Source organism: Nonomuraea purpurea (assembly GCF_042650645.1).
Lineage (GTDB): Bacteria > Actinomycetota > Actinomycetes > Streptosporangiales > Streptosporangiaceae > Nonomuraea > Nonomuraea purpurea.
Map to the genome: position 1 here is coordinate 167,005 of NZ_JBHSBI010000004.1, position 19,313 is coordinate 186,317.

17 protein-coding genes and 1 tRNA gene are annotated in these 19,313 nt (G+C 67.8%); 9 read left to right on the forward strand and 9 right to left on the reverse strand.

What is annotated here, in order from left to right; genetic code table 11:
• Window positions 1–126 precede the first annotated feature (126 nt).
• The 3 genes from rpsA to polA form a co-directional block, all read right to left on the reverse strand.
• Complete coding sequence (gene rpsA, locus ACFOY2_RS09660; RefSeq protein WP_357806327.1) at window positions 127–1,611, reverse strand: 30S ribosomal protein S1; 1,485 nt, start codon at window positions 1,609–1,611, stop codon at window positions 127–129.
• Between the two features lie 192 nt (window positions 1,612–1,803).
• A complete protein-coding gene (locus ACFOY2_RS09665) occupies window positions 1,804–2,907 on the reverse strand; it encodes a polysaccharide deacetylase family protein (RefSeq protein ID WP_379527612.1) in 1,104 nt (367 codons plus the stop codon).
• Between the two features lie 60 nt (window positions 2,908–2,967).
• On the reverse strand, window positions 2,968–5,658 hold the full coding sequence (polA, locus tag ACFOY2_RS09670) for a DNA polymerase I (RefSeq protein WP_379527613.1): 2,691 nt from the start codon (window positions 5,656–5,658) through the stop codon (window positions 2,968–2,970).
• Window positions 5,659–5,762: 104 nt separating this feature from the next.
• Between polA and ACFOY2_RS09675 the strand changes: the two genes are divergently transcribed.
• The 6 genes from ACFOY2_RS09675 to ACFOY2_RS09700 all read left to right on the forward strand — a co-directional run bounded on the left by ACFOY2_RS09675 (window position 5,763) and on the right by ACFOY2_RS09700 (window position 11,012).
• A complete protein-coding gene (locus ACFOY2_RS09675) occupies window positions 5,763–6,134 on the forward strand; it encodes a PaaI family thioesterase (RefSeq protein WP_379527882.1) in 372 nt (123 codons plus the stop codon).
• Window positions 6,135–6,530: 396 nt separating this feature from the next.
• Window positions 6,531–7,823 carry a branched-chain amino acid ABC transporter permease gene (locus ACFOY2_RS09680; protein ID WP_379527614.1) on the forward strand — a complete coding sequence of 431 codons (1,293 nt, stop codon included), beginning with the start codon at window positions 6,531–6,533 and terminating at the stop codon, window positions 7,821–7,823.
• Window positions 7,824–7,839: 16 nt separating this feature from the next.
• Complete coding sequence (locus tag ACFOY2_RS09685) at window positions 7,840–8,838, forward strand: branched-chain amino acid ABC transporter permease (RefSeq protein WP_379527615.1); 999 nt, start codon at window positions 7,840–7,842, stop codon at window positions 8,836–8,838.
• On the forward strand, window positions 8,828–9,766 hold the full coding sequence (locus ACFOY2_RS09690) for an ABC transporter ATP-binding protein (RefSeq protein ID WP_379527616.1): 939 nt from the start codon (window positions 8,828–8,830) through the stop codon (window positions 9,764–9,766). Before ACFOY2_RS09685 ends, ACFOY2_RS09690 begins: the two co-directional genes overlap by 11 nt.
• Window positions 9,763–10,548: an ABC transporter ATP-binding protein gene (locus ACFOY2_RS09695; RefSeq protein WP_379527617.1), complete on the forward strand. Its 786-nt coding sequence runs from the start codon at window positions 9,763–9,765 to the stop codon at window positions 10,546–10,548. Before ACFOY2_RS09690 ends, ACFOY2_RS09695 begins: the two co-directional genes overlap by 4 nt.
• Before the next feature lie 62 nt (window positions 10,549–10,610).
• Window positions 10,611–11,012, forward strand: coding sequence for a hypothetical protein (locus ACFOY2_RS09700; protein WP_379527618.1), 402 nt, complete (start codon window positions 10,611–10,613; stop codon window positions 11,010–11,012).
• Window positions 11,013–11,059: 47 nt separating this feature from the next.
• Here the strand turns inward: ACFOY2_RS09700 and ACFOY2_RS09705 are convergent, their stop codons facing one another.
• The gene (locus ACFOY2_RS09705; protein WP_379527619.1) at window positions 11,060–12,355 is read right to left on the reverse strand and encodes an ABC transporter substrate-binding protein; all 1,296 of its coding nucleotides are present in this window, start codon (window positions 12,353–12,355) and stop codon (window positions 11,060–11,062) included.
• 189 nt (window positions 12,356–12,544) lie between these two features.
• On the opposite strand from ACFOY2_RS09705, the gene ACFOY2_RS09710 reads away from it, so the two are divergent.
• Window positions 12,545–13,384: a hypothetical protein gene (locus ACFOY2_RS09710; protein ID WP_379527620.1), complete on the forward strand. Its 840-nt coding sequence runs from the start codon at window positions 12,545–12,547 to the stop codon at window positions 13,382–13,384.
• Window position 13,385: 1 nt separating this feature from the next.
• Here ACFOY2_RS09710 and ACFOY2_RS09715 read toward each other — a convergent pair whose 3' ends face one another.
• The 3 genes from ACFOY2_RS09715 to ACFOY2_RS09725 all read right to left on the reverse strand — a co-directional run bounded on the left by ACFOY2_RS09715 (window position 13,386) and on the right by ACFOY2_RS09725 (window position 16,949).
• Complete coding sequence (locus tag ACFOY2_RS09715; protein ID WP_379527621.1) at window positions 13,386–14,687, reverse strand: ABC transporter substrate-binding protein; 1,302 nt, start codon at window positions 14,685–14,687, stop codon at window positions 13,386–13,388.
• Between the two features lie 231 nt (window positions 14,688–14,918).
• Window positions 14,919–16,211, reverse strand: coding sequence for an ABC transporter substrate-binding protein (locus ACFOY2_RS09720; protein WP_379527622.1), 1,293 nt, complete (start codon window positions 16,209–16,211; stop codon window positions 14,919–14,921).
• Between the two features lie 153 nt (window positions 16,212–16,364).
• Entirely contained in the window at window positions 16,365–16,949 is a 585-nt protein-coding gene (locus ACFOY2_RS09725) for an ANTAR domain-containing response regulator (protein ID WP_379527623.1), read from the reverse strand.
• A gap of 113 nt (window positions 16,950–17,062) precedes the next feature.
• On the opposite strand from ACFOY2_RS09725, the gene ACFOY2_RS09730 reads away from it, so the two are divergent.
• Both ACFOY2_RS09730 and ACFOY2_RS09735 read left to right on the forward strand, forming a co-directional pair.
• Window positions 17,063–17,135, forward strand: a tRNA-Leu gene (locus tag ACFOY2_RS09730).
• Between the two features lie 63 nt (window positions 17,136–17,198).
• Complete coding sequence (locus ACFOY2_RS09735; RefSeq protein WP_379527624.1) at window positions 17,199–17,960, forward strand: helix-turn-helix domain-containing protein; 762 nt, start codon at window positions 17,199–17,201, stop codon at window positions 17,958–17,960.
• 4 nt (window positions 17,961–17,964) lie between these two features.
• Here the strand turns inward: ACFOY2_RS09735 and ACFOY2_RS09740 are convergent, their stop codons facing one another.
• Window positions 17,965–18,558 carry a TIGR03086 family metal-binding protein gene (locus tag ACFOY2_RS09740; RefSeq protein ID WP_379527625.1) on the reverse strand — a complete coding sequence of 198 codons (594 nt, stop codon included), beginning with the start codon at window positions 18,556–18,558 and terminating at the stop codon, window positions 17,965–17,967.
• Entirely contained in the window at window positions 18,552–19,280 is a 729-nt protein-coding gene (locus ACFOY2_RS09745) for an SDR family NAD(P)-dependent oxidoreductase (RefSeq protein ID WP_379527626.1), read from the reverse strand. The genes ACFOY2_RS09740 and ACFOY2_RS09745 overlap by 7 nt, the downstream gene beginning before the upstream one ends.
• Window positions 19,281–19,313 lie beyond the last annotated feature (33 nt).

Below are 19,313 nucleotides of genomic sequence, written 5' to 3' on the forward strand. Positions count from 1 at the left end.
AAGGTAAAATCTCCGGCCCCGTCAGCGAATCATCCGGAAAAGGTGGCCTATGCCCAGGGACGCTGAAAGGCCCCGCACGGCGAACCGTGCGGGGCCTTTCAGCAGGCTATGCCTTCAAGCGGAGCCTCAGCTCTGCCCGCCGGCGAGCTTCTCGCGCAGAGCCGCGAGCGCCTCGTCAGAGGCGAGCGCGCCGCTGGCCGGAGCCGACGACGAGGAGCCGCCCTGGGGGGCCTGCGTCTCGCCGCTGTAGGACGAGGGAGCCGCCTCGCCCGCCTCGGCCTCGGCCTTGCGGGCCTCCTCGATCTGCTTGCGGTGCGCCTCGAAGCGGGTCTGAGCCTCGGCGTACTGCCGCTCCCACTCCTCGCGCTGCTTGTCGAAGCCCTCGAGCCACTCCCCGGTCTCCGAGTCGAAGCCCTCGGGGTAGATGTAGTTGCCCTGGTCGTCGTAGGTGGCCGCCATGCCGTAGAGCGTCGGGTCGAACTCGACCTCGGTGCCCACGCCCTCGTTGGCCTGCTTCAGCGAGAGGCTGATGCGACGACGGTCGAGGTCGATGTCAATGATCTTGACAAAGATCTCGTCGCCGACCTGGACGACCTGCTCCGGGATCTCCACGTGGCGCTCGGCCAGCTCGGAGATGTGGACCAGGCCCTCGATGCCCTCCTCGACCCGGACGAACGCGCCGAACGGCACCAGCTTGGTGACGCGGCCCGGCACGACCTGGCCGATCTGGTGGGTGCGGGCGAACTGCTGCCACGGGTCTTCCTGGGTGGCCTTGAGCGACAGGGAGACGCGCTCGCGCTCCATGTCGACGTCGAGGACCTCGACCGTGACCTCCTGGCCGACCTCGACAACCTCGGAGGGGTGGTCGATGTGCTTCCAGGACAGCTCGGACACGTGGACCAGGCCGTCGACGCCGCCGAGGTCCACGAACGCGCCGAAGTTGACGATCGAGGAGACGACGCCCTTGCGGACCTGACCCTTCTGGAGGGTGTTGAGGAAGGTCTGGCGGACCTCCGACTGCGTCTGCTCGAGCCAGGCGCGGCGCGACAGGACCACGTTGTTGCGGTTCTTGTCGAGCTCTATGATCTTCGCCTCGAGCTCGCGGCCGACGTACGGCTGCAGGTCGCGGACACGGCGCATCTCGACCAGGGACGCCGGGAGGAAGCCGCGCAGGCCGATGTCGAGGATGAGACCACCCTTGACGACCTCGATGACGGTACCCGTGACGATGCCGTCTTCGTCCTTGATCTTCTCGATCGTGCCCCAGGCGCGCTCGTACTGGGCGCGCTTCTTGGACAGGATCAGGCGGCCCTCTTTGTCCTCCTTCTGGAGGACCAGGGCTTCGACGTGCTCTCCGACTTCCACGACGTCAGCCGGGTCGACATCGTGCTTGATCGAAAGCTCACGCGAGGGGATGACACCCTCGGTCTTGTAGCCGATATCGAGAAGAACCTCGTCTCGATCGACCTTGACGACGGTGCCCTCGACGATGTCGCCGTCGTTGAAGTACTTGATGGTCTCGTCGATCGCCGCGAGGAAGGCTTCCTCGGACCCGATGTCGTTGACCGCTACCTGCGGGGTGCTCGAGGTGGCCTCAGTGCTGGACGTCATGTGTGGAATTGCTCCGAACGCGGACAGGATGTCGATGTGGCGGACGCGCGGCAGGCCCTCTTCCGCATCAAGCCGAGGAATTACGACATCGACGTGACCGAGCGCGAGCCCGCTCCGTCTGAGGCGCGCGCGAGCCCACAGCGCAGCGATCAGCATATGAGACCAACGCCACGGGGTCAATCCGGGGGGATGTCAATACGCGACGACCTGGAGCCCGCGCTTGGCGACGATATTACCCCGTAGTTTCTCCGGTATGGAGATCCGGTCAGGGTCGCCGTCGCTGACGAAGCGCTCTCCAGGGTGCTTGTCCAGCCACTCCAGCCAATATTGCGAGCACCATTTGCGGCACTCGCCCTTCTTCCCGTTGCTCTGGATCCGCTGGATCGCCCCTCGGTCAAATTTTTTCGCGTAGGGCGAAAGCGACGGCTCGGCGCCCGCGAGGAACACGCCCGCGAAATCATAACGCTTCCCGTCCCACGAGCCGGTCCTCGCCGATTTCTTGACGCGCGGCATGGACCCGAACGGCAGCGCCATCGTCCTGGACTCGGGCACGCCGAGCTTCTTGAGCAGCCGCTCGATCCTGACGATCTGCTCGCTGACCTTCTTGCGTTTCATCCAGCGCAGGTTGGGATGGGTCCAGGTGTGGTTGGCCACCTCGTAGCCATGATCGACCAGCCAGCGCACGGCGGCCGCCTGCCCTTCGGGCTCTGTCAGCCCGAACGGCTCCCTGTTGACCCAGAAGGTGGCCACCGGCCGGAACGCCGGGTACTTCACGGCCACCTGCTGGATGACGGCCACGGCGGTGCCGGGCTTGGGGTTGCCGCTCTCGTCCAGCGCGAAGTGGCTCGGATGCCCGTCGTCGAACGTCAGCACGACGGGGTACTTGCCGGCGGGCACCCGGATGTCGCCGATGGCGAACTCTCTGGCGGTGATCGGCACGTAGCCCTGTTCGGCCAGCTTCTCCAGCTCTCGCCTGAGCTGGTCGGGAGTGCGGTCGATGGAGGCCAGCCGCTTGGGGATGATGCGGTGGTACATGATGATCGGCACCAGCCCCGCCTCGTTGGCCCGCACCTGCCGGGCGAACTCGGGCGTGGCCACCACCCCGGGCGGTTCGCCCACCGGGTCGGGGGACGGCGGCGGGGAGCCGCCCTGGACCGTGGCGACCGCCTCAGGAGCGGCCTGGCGGGTGTGCGGGCCCGCCTCGGACGGCATGAGGGCCAGCCCGATGATGGCAACGGTTACCACCACCACGTTCGCGATGGCGATGATCCGCGTGAGGGACGCTGATAACCGCACAGAACTCCCGGCCGATCGGTGAAGGTAGGCCCAGACTAGTGCAGAATCGCCGGGATTCGCTCAGTGGCCGGCGTCCTCCCACGTGCGTCCGACGCCCACGGAAACCTCCAGCGGGACCCTCAGGTGATAGGCGGCGTTCATCTGGTCGCGCACGAGTCTGGTGAGCCGTTCCAGCTCGCCTGTGGCCACCTCGAACACCAGCTCGTCGTGGACCTGCAGCAGCATCCGGGAGACCAGCCCCTCCTCGCGGATGGCCCGGTGGACGTTGAGCATGGCGACCTTGATGATGTCGGCGGCCGAGCCCTGGATGGGGGCGTTGAGCGCCATCCGCTCGGCCATCTCGCGGCGCTGGCGGTTGTCGCTGGTGAGGTCGGGCAGGTAGCGGCGGCGGCCCATGATCGTCTCGGTGTAGCCGTCGGCGCGGGCCTGGGCGACGATGGCGTGCAGGAAGTCGCGCACGCCGCCGAACTCCTGGAAGTACTCCTCCTTCAGCGCGCGGGCCTCGGCGACCGGGATGTTGAGCTGGCCGGACAGGCCGAAGTCGGACAGCCCGTAGGCCAGGCCGTAGTTCATCGCCTTGATGCGGGCGCGCAGCTCGCCGTCGATCTGCTCGGGCGGCAGGTCGAACACGCGCGCGGCGGTGGCCTGGTGGAAGTCGTGGCCGGACTCGAAGGCCTCGATCAGCGACTCGTCGCCCGACAGGTGGGCCATGATGCGCAGCTCGATCTGGCTGTAGTCGGCCGTCAGCAGCGTCTCGTAGCCCTCGCCGACCACGAAGCCCTGCCGGATGCGGCGGCCCTCCGCGGTGCGGATCGGGATGTTCTGCAGGTTGGGCTTCTCCGACGACAGGCGGCCGGTGGCGGCGATGATCTGGTTGAAGGTGGTGTGGATGCGCCGGTCGTCGCCGACCTCCTTGATCAGGCCCTCGACCGTGGTGCGCAGCTTCTGCTGGTCGCGGTGGCGCAGCATGATCGTCGGCAGTTCGTGCTCGGTCTGGGTGGCGAGCCAGGCGAGCTGGTCGGCGTCGGTGCTGTAGCCGGTCTTGATCTTCTTCGTCTTGGGGAGGTTGAGCCGGGTGAAGAGGATCTCCTGGAGCTGCTTGGGCGAGCCGAGGTTGAACTGCTCGCCCACCGAGCGGTGGGCCTCCTCCACGGCGTGCTTGACGGCGGCCCCGAACTCGGCCTCCAGGCCCGCGAAGTATTCGCTGTCGACGGCGATGCCCGCCCGTTCCATCTCGGCCAGCACCGACAGCAGCGGCAGCTCCACGTCGGCCAGAAGCTGGGTGCCGCCGCGCCCCGCCAGGAAGCGCTCAAGCGATTCGGCCAGCTCGCGCACGGCGTGGGCGCGCAGCGCGAGGTCCTTGGCCGGGGCGTCCTCGTCGTCGCCGAACAGCGCGGCCTGCCCGTTGGACTCCTCCTCGGCGCGCAGGTCGCGGTGGAGGTAGCGCCTGGCCAGGTCTTCCAGGGCGAACGTGCGCTGGCCCGGCATCGCCAGGTAGGCGGCCAGGGCGGTGTCGCAGCTCAGCCCGCGCAGCTCCATGCCCTGCGCCCACAGGGCCAGGATGGACCCCTTGGCGTCGTGGACGGCCTTGGGCTTGGTGTCGTCGCCGAGCCAGGCCCGCAGGGCCGCCTCGTCGCCCTCGGTGAGCTTGACGGGGTCGATGTGGGCGGCGGTGCCGTCGGGCGAGGCGATGGCGATGCTGTCGACGCGCCCGGTGCCGCTGCCGTAGGAGCCCTTGAAGGCGAGCCCGGCGCGGCCCTCGGGCAGCGCGGACAGCCAGCCGGCGACCCGGCCGGGGCCGAGGATCACGGTCTCGACCTCGAAGCCCTGCTCGGGCTCCTCCTCGCCGGTGCCGAGCACCTTGAACACGCGCTCGCGCAGCTCGCCGCGGATCTGCAGGCTGTCGAACAGCTTGTTGATCTCTTCGCGGTCCCACGTGCCCTGGTGCAGGTCGCCGAGCTCGACCTCGACGGAGACGTCGCGCAGCAGTTCGGTGAGCCGGCGGTTCATCAGCACCTGGGCGACGTGCTCGCGCAGCTTGTCGCCGACCTTGCCCTTGACCTCGTCGACCCGGTCGACGAGCGCGGTCAGCGAGCCGAACTCGCGCACCCACTTGGCGGCGGTCTTCTCGCCGACGCTGGGGATGCTCAGGAGGTTGTCGCTGGGGTCGCCGCGCAGGGCGGCGAAGTCGGGGTACTGCGCCGGGGTGAGGCCGTACTTCTCCTCGACGGCCTCGGGCGTGAAGCGGGTCATGTCGCTGATGCCGCGCCGTGTCATCAGGACGGTGACGTCGTCGTTGACGAGCTGCAGCGCGTCGCGGTCGCCGGTGACGATCAGGACGCTCATGCCCTCGGCCGAGGCCCGGGTGGCGAGGGTGGCGATGAGGTCGTCGGCCTCGAAGCCGGCCTTGGACAGGCGCGGGATGCGCAGCGTGTCGAGCAGCTCGAAGATGAGCTGCATCTGGCCGCGGAAGTCTTCCGGCGTCTCGCTCCTGTTGGCCTTGTAGTCGGAGTAGGCCTCGTGGCGGAAGGTCGGCTCGGACCTGTCGAAGGCCACCGCCACGTGGGTCGGCCGCTCATCGCGCAGGACGTTGGTCAACATGGAGGTGAACCCGTAGACCGCCTCGGTGTGCTGACCGTCGGTGGTCATCAGGTTGGCGTCCTTGAGCGCGTAGAACGCGCGATAGGCCAGGGAATGCCCGTCAAGCAGCAACAGGCACGGGCGGCTGGGGGTCACTTCACTCTTCGGCACGTACGCAGCCTAGTCTGCCTCTACGACAGAAAACCTGAGCTCGGAAGAGTGGAGGCGTCCCTTTGACGCAGACCGACCCCTTGGATCTCACGATACTCAGCGGCATGCACGAGGGCACGCTCGCCGATCGGATGGGCATCGAATTCCTCGAGGCCGGCCCCGAGCGGGTCGTGGGCAGGATGCCGGTGGAGGGCAACACGCAGCCGTACGGCCTGCTGCACGGCGGCGCGTCGGCGGTGCTGGCCGAGACGCTCGGCTCGGTGGGGGCGGCCATTCACGCGGGCCCCGAGCGCCTCGCCGTGGGCATCGAGCTCAACGCCACCCACCACCGTTCCGCGTCCTCCGGTTTCGTCACCGGCGTGGCGACCAGGGTGCACGGCGGCAGGACGCTGGCGACGTACGAGATCGAGATCGCCGACGAGCAGGGACGACGCGTGTGCACCTCGCGCCTCACCTGTATGTTGCGCGAGCGCTGACTCTCACGTCCCTCACGCCGCCCTTTGCGCGAGGGCCCCATGGGTCGCTACGGTTGTCCGACCGCGAGCCCGCGGGGAGGCCCAGTAGAAAACGTGTGAGGCCGGGGAAGCCTTTCATGGTCCCAAAGGCCGCCCCGCGGGCTCGTCCGCGTTTTTCCGACATTGTTACTGATTCGATTCGCGCACATGCCAGGCGTCTACCATCATTTAGCCCCTGACCTGGCTCGTTGATTCCTCACATGAGTGACACACACATGTCACTAATTGGTGACGAACGATAGTGAACCGGGCGTCTCCCGAATAAGCTCCCGCAACAGCATCCCAGTTGTGCCTGCGATGCGCGCGTGTCGAGATGGAGGGGCACAACCCCGCCTTGACCTACTTGAGGGAGCACCATTGCGCAGAGCCGTGATCGCGTTCACGGCCTTCCTGGGTGGACTCATCTTCCTGCTCGCCGGTCCGGCCCATGCGGGCCCGGCCGACTGCCAGGGACTGAGGGGAACACTCAAACTCCAAGGCCAGCCAGTGAACGGCGCCAAGATCGCCGTGACCACCGAGAGCGGACAACCCGTCAAGGAGGCCACAAGCGACGCACAAGGTGCGTGGGACGTCCAGGTTGACAAGACAGGGAAATACAAGGTCACCCTGGACGTCAGTTCGCTTCCGCAGAATGCCGAGGTGCGCGGTGGCAACAATGTCCGCACGCCGACCGTCTACGAGGGCAACTGCTCGACGGTCCTGTTCGCGCTGCAGGCCAAGGGCGCCCCTGGCCAGCCGCAGCAGGAGGAGGGCGGCGGCGAGAGCTCGTTCTGGACCCAGGCGGCGCAGCTCGCGTTCGAGGGCCTGAACCTGGGGCTGATCATCGCCCTGGCCGCGCTCGGCCTGTCGCTCATCTACGGCACCACCGGCCTGACCAACTTCGCCCACGGCGAGCTCGTCACACTGGGCGCGCTGCTCGCCTACGCGGTCAACGTGGGCTTCGGGTTGCACCTCATCCCCGCGGTGGTGATCGCCGTGATCGTGGCGGGCGGCCTCGGCTACGCCCAGGACCGCCTGTTCTGGGGCCAGTTGCGCAGACGCGGCACCGGCACCATCGCCATGATGATCATCTCGATCGGCGTGGCGCTCTTCATGCGCTACGTCTTCCTGATCCTCTTCGGCGGCGAGAGCGAGCCGTACGCGCAGTACACCGCGCAGCCCGGCATCCAGGTCGGCCCGATCACCGCCGCGCCGAAGAACTTCGCCGCCATGGGCATCGAACTGGCCGTCCTGATCGTCGTCGGCATCGCGCTGATGCGCACCCGCACCGGCAAGGCGGCCCGCGCCGTCGCCGACAACCCCGCGCTGGCTGCCTCCTCGGGCATCAACGTCGACCGCGTCATCCGGATCATCTGGACCTCGGGCGGCGCCATCGCCGCGCTCGCGGGCATCATGCTGGGCCTGTCGCAGAACATCAAATACACCATGGGCCAGGAGATCCTGCTGCTCATCTTCGCCGGCGTGACGCTCGGCGGGCTCGGCACCGCGTTCGGCGCGCTCGTCGGCTCGCTCATCGTGGGCATGTTCATCCAGCTCTCGACGCTGTGGGTGCCGCCGGAGCTGAAGAGCGTCGGCGCGCTGGCAGTGCTCATCATCGTGCTCCTCGTCCGGCCGCAGGGCATCCTGGGCCGCCGCGAGCGGATCGGCTGATCGGGGGAGGATCAGAATGGACTGGATCACGATCTTCAGCACCACGCTCAAGTCGGCGATCGGTGTCGAGACGGTGCTCTACGGCCTGGCGGCCATCGGCATCAACATCCACTTCGGCTACACGGGCCTGCTCAACTTCGGCCAGGCCGCGTTCATGGGCGTGGCCGGCTACGGCCTCGCCGTCACCGTCACCGTCCTGGGCCTGCCGTTCTGGCTGGGCATCATCATCGGCCTGGCGGCCGCGGTGGTCCTGGCGCTGCTCATGGGCATACCGACGCTGCACCTGCGCGCCGACTACCTGGCCATCGTCACCATCGCGGTGGCCGAGATCATCCGGCTCGTCTTCAGGTCGGTGGCCTTCAAGGACGTCTTCGGCGGCTCCGACGGGCGGCGCGGGTTCTCCGACGGCTTCTACGCCATGAACCCCTTCCCCGAGGGCGAATACGGCTTCAACCTCGGCCCGATCCCGCTGTTCTTCAACCACCGGGTGTTGTGGGTCATGGTCGTCGGCTGGGTGCTCATCGCCCTGTGCTGCGGCATCGTCTACCTGCTGATGAAGAGCCCGTGGGGCCGCGTGCTCAAGGCCATCCGCGAGGACGAGGACGCGGTGCGCAGCCTCGGCAAGAACGTCTTCTCCTACAAGATGCAGTCGCTCATCCTGGGCGGCGTCATCGGCTGTCTCGGCGGTTTCATCTACGGCCTGGCCTACGGCTCGGTGCAGCCGGACGTCTTCGGCACCGAGACGACCTTCTACCTCTACACGATGGTCATCCTGGGCGGCGCGGCCCGCGTGATGGGGCCGGTCGTCGGCGCGATGCTCTTCTGGGTGCTGCTCGTGCTCATCAGCGGCGTGTTGTCGGAGGCGGTCGCCGCCGGCTACATCACCTTCATCAGCACCAACCAGGTCGGCGCCTTCCGCTACATCATCGTCGGACTCGGCCTCATCCTGTTGCTCGTCTTCCGGCCACAGGGCATCTTCGGTGACAAGAGGGAGATAGCAATCGATGCACGCTGAATCCACGACCACCGAGCGCAAGGCCGCGGCCCTGTCCGCCTTCAAGGACCTGGCCCGCGACCCCGGCGTGCCCAAGCCCGACCCGATCCTGGTGGCCGACAACGTGGTGCGCCGCTTCGGCGGCCTCACCGCGGTCGACGTCAACCACGTCGAGGTCCAGCGCGGCTCCATCACCGCGCTCATCGGCCCCAACGGGGCGGGCAAGACCACGTTCTTCAACCAGCTCACGGGCTTCGACACGGCCGACTCCGGCTCGTGGACGTTCAACGGCCGCGGCATGAACGGCGTTCCCGCCCACAAGGTGGCCCGCGCCGGCATGGTGCGCACCTTCCAGCTCACCAAGGCGCTCTCGCGCCTGACGGTGCTGGAGAACATGCGCCTGGGCGCGCAGAAGCAGCGGGGCGAGAACTTCTTCAACGCCCTCGTGCCCTCCTTCTGGCGCGGCCAGGAGGACGAGATCACCGAGCGGGCCGAGGAACTGCTGGAGCGCTTCAAGCTCGCCGCCAAGCGCGACGACTTCGCCGGGTCGCTGTCCGGCGGCCAGCGCAAGCTGCTGGAGATGGCCCGCGCGCTCATGGTCCGGCCCGAGCTGGTCATGCTCGACGAGCCCATGGCCGGCGTCAACCCGGCCCTGACGCAGTCGCTGCTCAGCCACGTCAAGGACCTGCGCGAGCAGGGCATGACAGTGCTGTTCGTGGAGCACGACATGGACATGGTCCGCGACATCAGCGACTGGGTGATCGTCATGGCCCAGGGCGCGGTCATCGCCGAGGGCCCACCCGGGACGATCATGTCGGACGAGCGCGTGATCGACGCCTACCTCGGCGCCCACCACGACGCCCCGCTGTCGGACACCGAGCTGGAGACCCAGCTGCAGGAGGCCGAGGCCGCGCTCGAAGCCGAGATCGAGGAGGAGACGCAGAAGTGAACGCCGGCCCAGAGTCGAAGGCGGCCGTCACCGACCGCAGCGCGCACCTGGAAGGCGCCGAGGACGCGGTGCTGCGGTGCGACGAGCTGATAGCCGGTTACCTGCCGGGCGTCAACATCCTCAACGGCTCCGACCTCTACGTCAAAGACGGCGAGCTGATCGGCATCATCGGCCCCAACGGGGCGGGGAAGTCGACGCTGCTCAAGGCCATGTTCGGGCTGGTCAACATCCGCAGCGGCACGGTGCTGCTCAAGGGTGAGGACATCACGAACATGAAGGCCCACACGCTGGTCGCGCGTGGCGTCGGCTACGTGCCGCAGACCAACAACGTCTTCCCCAGCCTCACCATCGAGGAGAACCTCGAGATGGGCGCCTTCCAGGTGCCGGGGAAGTTCAAGGAGCGCTTCGAGTTCGTCACCGAGTTGTTCCCCGCGCTGAAGGAGCGGCGCAAGCAGCGCGCCGGCTCGCTGTCCGGCGGTGAGCGGCAGATGGTGGCCATGGCCAGGGCCCTGATGACCGAGCCGTCGGTGCTGCTGCTGGACGAGCCGTCTGCGGGCCTGTCGCCCAAGCTGCAGGACCTGGTCTTCATCCAGGCCCAGCAGATCAACAAGGCCGGCGTGACGGTGATCATGGTTGAGCAGAACGCGCGGCGCTGCCTGCAGATCTGCCACCGAGGCTACGTCCTGGACCAGGGCCGCAACGCCTACACCGGCACCGGACGGCAGCTCGCCGACGACCCCAAGGTCATCGAGCTCTACCTGGGCACGCTGGCCAAGGCGTAACGCGGACACGATACGGAGGAGGGGCTCCCTGAGGGCCCCTCCTCCGGTTTTTAATGAGCGATGTGAAACGTTTGGCGACAGTCGCGCTCATGCTGCCCGTCCTGCTCGTCGGCTGCCAGGGCAACGCGTCCTCGGCCGGGAAGTACAGCACCGGCGGCGATCCCACCGACAGCCCGTGCGCCCGCGTGGTCTCGGCCATCGGGTACGCGGGCCTGATGCTGGAGCCGAAGGGTCAGGAAGAGCGCCAGTACTTCGAGGACGCCGTGATCGGCCGTCTCGCGGAAGTACGCGGGATCACCCTGGAGTTCGGCCCCCGGCTGCCCGGCTCGCTCCACGGGGCCGTTGAGGCGGTCAAGACGGCCACCGCAGGGCTGTCCAGGAACGACGTGCCCCGTGAGCGGCAGGTGAAGCTGCTCAAGCAGTACCGGGTGGCCGCCGACGAGATCGTGGCCGGGTGCGCGTGACGAAAAGGGCCCGGCCGTGACGGCCGGGCCCTTTTCAGGCGTCGTCGTCAGCCGGCGATGTTGCCGGTGCGGTACTCCAGCGCCTTGGTGGCGTACTTGTTGTCGTCGCCGTACTGGTAGATGCCGATGGTGGCCACGGCCGGGTCACCGGCGTTGTCGAACTCGACCGGGCCGCTGACGCCCTCGTAGTCGATGTCCGTGCCGGCCTTCAGCAGGTCGACGCACTCCTTGAAGTTCTTGCACTTCGTGCCGCCCTTGCTGACCTCGGCCAGCTTGGTGGCGATGTCGGTGCCGGCGTCGCTCTTGGCGGCCTCGGCGGCCAGCGCGATCAGGTTCGCCGCGTCGTAGGACTCGGGGGCGTAGCTGAAGTCCTTGAGGTCGGGGTTCACCTCGAGCAGCTTCTTCTGGAAGTCCTCAGGAGCCGCGGCGCCGGGGATGGTGCCCTTGACGCCCTTGAGCGTGCCCTTGGGCATCTTCACATAGTTGGTGTTGGAGGTGTTGCCGTCGACCATGTACCACTTGTGCTTGTCGGCCGTCAGACCCTGCTTGACCAGCTCCTGCACGACCTTGGCGGTCTCGTCGAAGCCGATCAGCACGATGCCCTTGGGGCTCTTGGCCTTGACCTTGGCGACGTCGGCGGAGAAGTCGGCCGCCTTCGGGTCGTAGTCGACCCGCTCGACCACTTCGGCGCCGCCGTCGGAGACGGTCTTCTGGACCTGGTCGGCCAGGCCGGTGCCGTAGGAGTCCTGCATGGCCAGGATGCCGACCGTGTCGTTGCCGTCGGCCACGATCAGGTCGCCGAGCACGCGGCCCTGGAGCTTGTCGGGCGGGGAGGTGCGGAAGTACAGGCCCTTGTCCTCGATCGTGGTGAACTTGTCGGAGGTGTTGGCCGGCGAGAACTGGATCACACCCGCGCCGGTGATCTTGTCGATCACCGACTCCGACACCGACGACGACGCGGCGCCGATGATCGCGTCGGCGCTCTGGGCGAGAAGCTTGTCAACCGACTGCGAGGCGATGTTCGTGGTCGTGTCGCCGGAGTCCGTGTCGATCTTCTTGACGGGCTTGCCCAGCACACCCCCGGCCTCGTTGATCTCCTTCAGCGCCAGGTCGACGCCCGCGATCTCGGGCGGACCGAGGAAGGCCAGCGAACCGGTCTGGGGCAGCAGCGTTCCGAGGGTGAGCGTGCCGTCGCCCTTCGCGGCAGGCGCGGCCGCCGAGGATTGCGCGGCCGACGGCGAGGACTGGGTGGCGGTGTTGCTGCCGCCACCGCAGGCTGTCAGGGCCAGGCTGGTGGCAGCCACGACGGCCAGCGCCCGCCCCACGGGAGCAATGCGGATCATGAAGTGTCTCCTTCATTTCCAGGCCGGGATCCGTCAGCACCGCCGAGCGTTCCCGATCGAATGACGGAAACGTACAAAACTGCTGCATGCTCCAACCAGATGCCCTGGGGAACTGTCGGCACTTGGATGCGGAGTCGTAATCACTCCTCAACTTACGGGACCAGCGCAAGGAGACTTAATGTGCGACAGGTGAAGCGCATTACGCTCTGCCTTGTCACGACGGTCCTCCTGGCCGGTTGCGGCGCTTCCGAGCCGCCCGCGCCACCCTCGACCGAGCCGCCCGCCGGCGTGTCCGTCTCACTCGCCCAATGGCGCTCCGATGAGCCCGCGCACGCCCTGGAAGTGGCTGTCCGAAATATCACCGACACCCCGGTGTATTTCTCGGACGTCCAGCTCGTCACGCCCTCGTTCGAAACGCTGCCGCCGCAAGAGGCCGACGCCGTCATCAAGCGGACCGAGCGCACGGACCTGCGCATCACCTACGGCGCCGCCAACTGCTCCCCCACGGGCCTGCCCGAGGTCCGGCCGGCCACGGTCGTCGCCAATCTCGGCCCGGGCCCCGGGCAGTTGCGCAAGGTGGTCTTCACGGTGCCGCACCCCGACCCGCTGCTGGCCAGGCTGCTGCGTGACGAGTGCTCGGAGTTCCTGATCAAGCAGGCGGCGGGCATCGAGTTCGGCCCGCGCTGGGAGCAGGTGGGCAAGGCCATGAAGGGCGAACTCGTGGTCACGCGGCGCGGCGCGGGCGCGGTGTCGCTCAACGACATGGACGGCACGACCCACTACATCGTCACGCCCGAGCGCCGGCCCCTGGGCGTGCTGGAGGCCGGCCGGCAGCGGCTGGAGGTGCCGATCACGCTCACCCCCGGCCGCTGCGACCCGCACGCCTTCGCCGAGGCGAAGAAGGCGTTCCTGTTCCCCGTGCGGGCCGACATCGACGGGGGCCAGGAGCGGGTGGTCATCGTGGTGCCGCCCAAGCCCCTGCAGGACCGCCTCATCGCCTACGCGATGAAGGTGTGCGGTCTGGGCTAGGTCAGCCCTGGATGTTGCCGGTGCGGTACTCCAGCGCCTTGCCGGGGTACTTGTTGTCGTCGCCGTACTGGTAGATGCCGATGGTGGCCACGGACGGGTCACCGGCGGCGTCGAACTCGACCGGGCCGCTGACGCCCTCGTAGTCGATGTCCTTGCCGTCCTTCAACAGGTCGACGCACTGCTTGAAGCTCTTGCACTTCTCGCCGCCCTTGCTGACCTCGGCCAGCTTGGACGCGATGGCCTTGCCGGTGTCGTCCTTGGCCGCCTCGGCCGCAAGAGCGATGAGGTTGGCGGCGTCGTAGGACTCGGCGGCGTAGGTGTAGTCCTTGAGGTCGCCGTTCACCTCCAGGAGCTTCTTCTTGAACTCCTCCGGCGCCTCGGCTCCTGGGATGGTGCCCTTGACGCCCTTGAGCGTGCCCTTGGGCATCTTCAGGTAGTTGGTGTTCGACATGTTGCCGTCCACCATGTACCACTTGACCTTGTCGGCCGTCAGGCCCTGCTTGACCAGCTCCTGCACGACCTTGGCGCCCTCCTCGAAGCCGATCAGGACGATCGCCTTCGGGTTCTTGGCCTTGATCTTGGTGACGTCGGCGGAGAAGTCGGCCGCCTTCGGGTCGTAGTCCACCCGCTCCACGACCGACGCGCCGGCCGCCTCGGCCGTCGTGGTGATCTGGTCGGCCAGGCCGGTGCCGTAGGAGTCCTGCATGGCCAGGATGCCGACCGTGTCGTTGCCGTCGGCCACGACCAGGTCGCCGAGCACGCGGCCCTGCAGCTTGTCCGGCGGCGCCGTACGGAAGTACAGGCCGTTGTCCTCGATCGTGGTGAACTTGTCGGAGGTGTTGGCCGGCGAGAACTGGACGACGCCCGCGCCGGTGACCTTGTCGATGATCGACTCCGACACCGACGAGGAGGCGGCGCCGATGATGGCGTCGGTCTTCTGGGCGAGGAGCTTGTCGACCGACTGGCCGGCGATGTTCGTGGTCGTGTCGCCCGAGTCAGTGTGGATCTTGTTGACCGGTTTGCCGAGCACGCCGCCGGCCTCGTTGATCTCCTTGAGCGCCAGGTCGACGCCCGCGATCTCGGGCGGGCCGAGGAAGGCCAGCGAACCGGTCTGCGGCAGCACCGTTCCGATGGTCAGCGTGCCGTCGCCCTTGGCCGCGGGAGCCGAGGAGGCCGCCGCGGACGGGGCCGCCGACTCGGACTGCTGCGCGGCCGTGTCGCCACCGCCGCCGCAAGCGGTCAGGGCCAGGCTCGCCGCGGCCGCCACGGCCAGCACGCGTGCCGTTGGAGCAATGCGCTTCATATAAGAGACTCCCCCTATCTCAGCGAAGGAACGAACACCTTCGCCGGGTTTTCCAAGGTCAGCATGCCTGCCCAAAGAGGAAGTGTGGAGTTCTCACGCGGCTTTTATACACATTCGTAATGTCCCAAACACCCAGCGTAATGGCATGTTTCATAAGAGTTACGGACAGACCGGACAGGGCCCCGGTCCCCAAATGGGCGGAGCCGGGGCCGAATATCGGAGTCCGCCGCCTCAGCCGGCGATGTTGCCCCGGCGATATTCGATCGCCTTGGCCGCGTCGTACATGTTGTCCGCCCCGTACTGGTAGATGCCGATCGTCGCCACCGTCGGGTCGCCCACGTCGTTGAAGTCCACCGGGCCGCTGACACCGTCGTAGTCGATGTCCTCGCCCGCCTTCAGCAGGTCCGCGCACTGCTTGAAGCTCGTGCACCGCTCACCGGTCTTGCTCACCTCGACCAGGTGCGCCGCGATCGACGCGCCCGAGTCGTCCTTGCCCGCCTCGGCCGCCAGCGCGATCAGGATCAGCGCGTCGTACGACTCCGCCGCGTAGGTGTACTCGGTCAGCTCGCCGTTGACGGCCAGCAGCCGCTTCTGGAACGCCTCCGGCGCCGCCGCCCCCGGCAGCGTGCCCTTGACGTCCTTCATCGTCCCCTTCGGCGCCTTGGCGTAGTTGGTGTTCGACATGTTGCCGTCCACCATGTACCACCTGTGCTTGTCGGCCGTCAGGCCCTGCTTGACCAGCTCCTGCACGACCTTCGCCGTCTCCTGGAAGCCGATCAGCACGATGCCCTTGGGGTTCTTCGCCTTGATCTTGGCGACGTCGGCGGAGAAGTCGGCCGCCTTCGGGTCGTAGTCCACCCGCTCCACCACCGTGGCGCCCGCCTCCTGCGCGGTCCTGGTCACCTGATCGGCCAGGCCGGTGCCGTAGGAGTCCTGCATGGCCAGGATGCCGACGGTGTCGTTGCCGTCGGCGGCCACCACGTCACCCAGGACCCGCCCCTGTAACGTGTCCGGCGGCGCGGTGCGGAAGTAGAGCCCCTTGTCGTTGATCGTGGTGAACTCGTCGGAGGTGTTGGCCGGCGAGAACTGCACCACCCCGGCACGCGTGATCTTGTCGATGATCGACTCCGACACCGACGACGAGGCCGCGCCGATGATCGCGTCCACCTTCTGCGTCAGCAACCGGTCGACCGCCTGCCCGGCGATGTTCGTGGTCGTGTCGCCCGAGTCGGTGTCGGACTTCGTCACCGGCCTGCCGAGCACACCGCCGGCCTCGTTGATCTCCTTGAGCGCCAGATCGACGCCCGCGAACATGGGCGGCCCCAAGTACGCGAGCGAGCCCGTCTGCGGCAGCACCGTGCCGACGGCCAGCGTGCCGTCCCCCTTCCCCGCGGGGGCCGAACCGGGCTGCGCGGAAGCGGGGCCTGTCGCGTCGGGGCGGGCGGTCGTGTTCCCGCCGGAACACGCCGCCAGCGCCAGGCACGCCGCGGTGACGGCGAGCGGCGCGCGGAAAATACCGATCATCGAAGCGTCTCCGTTCGCGATGAGCGGACCTTCGTCCGTCCGCCCATCAGTTACGCGCCGGGACGCCCGCCACGAAAGCATCCGAAGCCGGTTGGATGCCCACTCGTGACCGCTCCACAACCCACCCGGCCGGAGAAGCTGATAAAGAGCCCCTCAGCTCCGCTCGGCCGCGTCGTCTATAACGATCTGAGCAACCTCCCGCATGCTCAGCCGCCGGTCCATCGACGCCTTCTGGATCCACCTGAACGCTTGCGGCTCACTCCAGCCGTGCTGCGTCATCAACTGCCCCTTGGCGCGCTCGACCAACTTCCTGGTCTCCAGCCGCTCCGACAGGCTCGACACCTCGGCCGCCAGCGCCACCATCTCCTCGTGCCTGCTGACCGCCATCTCGATCGCCGGCACCAGATCCGCCTTCGTGAACGGTTTGACCAGGTAGGCCATCGCCCCCGCGTCCCTGGCCCGCTCGACCAGGTCACGCTGGGAGAAAGCGGTCAGGATCAGGCACGGGGCGATCCGCTCCGCCACGATGCGCTCGGCCGCGGAGATGCCGTCGAGGACGGGCATCTTCACGTCGAGGATCACGAGGTCGGGTCTCAGATCGGCGGCCAGCCTGATCGCCTGCTCACCGTCACCGGCCTCGCCCACGACGACGTAGCCGTCCTCCTGGAGCATCTCCTTGAGGTCGAGGCGGATCAGGGCCTCGTCTTCCGCGATCACTACTCGCCGCTGCGTACTCACGAGCAGAAGAGTACAGATGTCCGGTAGATTAGATCCACGCCAGGTCGGAGCAGCTTCGGGTTGGGCTAGGATTCAACCAAGTGATACCCATGAGTCCGCTAATCCGGGCTCCTGCCCCGGTATTCCAACGGGAGAGAAAGCGGACTCAAAACCCGCACAGTGTGGGTTCGAATCCCACCCGGGGCACGATCAACCGCCCGGCCCGCTCGGCCGGGCGGTTTTGTCGTATCCAACTGCAACACTCTCCGCATGTATGATCTCGCTGTCCGTGACGAAACCCTTCGTCTGCTCGCCTCGGGACTCACCATTGGCGAGGCGAGTAGGCAGACCGGCGTCAGCACGAACACCATCCGCCGCTGGCGCAACGGACCAGTAGCCGACTCTCCGTTGACCCGAACCTGTGCCCGGTGCGCGCCGCGTGCCCGAACTCCCAGGCCTGCCGACAGCTATATCCACCTCCTGGGCCTCTACCTCGGCGACGGTCACATTGTGGCGTGCCCCAAGGGCGTCTACCTGCTCTCCATCTACTGCGACGACCGCTGGCCTGGCCTCATCGAGGAAGCCGCCACCGCAATGGCGCAAGTGATGCCGACCTCAGTGATCAGCCGCCGCCACCGCAACGGCTGCACCGAAGTCAAGAGCCTCTCCAAGCACTGGCCGCACCTGTTTCCCCAGCACGGGCCTGGCAAAAAGCACCAGCGGCCGATTGTGCTCGAGCCATGGCAGCGCGAGATCGTCTCGGCGCATCCCGGCCGTTTCGTCAGGGGCCTCATACACTCCGATGGCTGCCGGGGTATGAACCGTGTGCGCCGTGTCCTCCCCAGCGGCGTCCGCTGGTACGAATATCCTCGCTACCACTTCAAGAACGAGTCCCCCGACATCCTGGCCCTCTGCGGCGAGGCGCTGGATCTGCTGGGCGTCGCCTGGCGGTTCAACAACCGCAACGAGCTGTCTGTCGCCAGGCGGGAGGCCGTCGAGTTGCTGGACGTCTACGTCGGGCCCAAATACTGACGCGTCACGGTGTCCAGTCGGGCGAGCGGCCCAGGAGGGCGACGACCTGGTCCAGGGCCGGGGCGTCGGCGGGGGCGGGCAGGCCGCGGAGGAACGACTTGCCTTCGCCGCGCGACTCCGGCGTGTCCGGCACCTGGCGGGTCAAGGGGAGGGCGGCCGCGGCGAGGTCCTCGTCCACGTTGGGCGGGAAGCCCAGGGCCTTGGCGAAGTCCCAGCCGTGCGCCACGCAGTCGATGAAGTGGAAGCCGATCGCCCGCTCCGCGGGGAACGGCCCGCCGTCACGTACCTCTGGGAGGTAGAACGGGCGGTCGAGGACGCCGTCGGCGCCGAAGGCGGCCAGGACGGCGCGGGCGGAGGCGGCGTGCTCGGCGGCCGGGTCGGCACCCAGGGGGCGGGGCCGCCAGCCGGCAAGGTCCGATCGCTGTCCCGAGGCCGCGAAGGCGAAGCCGTGGTTCTGCGCGATCTGGTGTTCCAGCAGGTCGCGTACGGTCCATCCGGCGCACGGCGTCGGCCTGTCCAGGTCGTCCGGCTTGAGGGTGTCCAGGAGGTCGATGGTGGCCTGCACGGATCGCCGGTTCAGTTCAATGATGTCTACCAAGGCACAATCCCGTCATCGTCATAGAACCCGCCCGTCGGCCCGTCGGAGCCGAGGGTGGCCAACCTGACGATAATGGCGGCGCCGTCCGCGGCGGTGCGAGTGATTTTGAACGGCAGGTCCTTGGTGAAGTCGGTGGCGCAGGCGCCGGGCGCGGCGGCGTTGACCAGGATCCCGTCCTTGCGGAGCTCTTTGGCGTACTGAACGGTCAGGGCGTTGAGGGCGGTCTTGGACACCGGATAGGTGGCCGAGGCGGGCAGTCCGGACATGTAGTGGCCGGGGTCGGTGTGGTGGGCGAGGGAGCCGACGCCGCTGGAGACGTTGACGATGCGGGCCACGGGCGAGCGCCGCAGCAGGGGAAGCACGGCGTTGGTGACCATGAGGACGCCGACGAGGTTGGTCTCCAGCACCGCGCGCAGGCTCTGGACCGGCGTGGTGCTCGGCGTCTCGTCCAGGGGGCCGGAGCTGCCGGCGTTGTTGACGAGCACGTCGAGGCGGGTCAGCGCGGCTGCGGCGGCCTCGATGGTGGCCGGGTCGGTGACGTCCAGCACGATCGGGCGTACGTCGCCGCCCGCCGCGCGGAGGCGGGCCGCGGCCTGCTCGCCCCGCTCACGGTCGCGGGAGCCGAGCAGCACGGTCATGCCCGCACGCGCGAGCCCCGCGGCGGCCTCGTACCCGATGCCCTTGTTCGCTCCCGTCACCAGGGCTGTTCTCTTATCCGTCATGTCGGGAAGCACACCACCGCTCGCCGCGCCGGG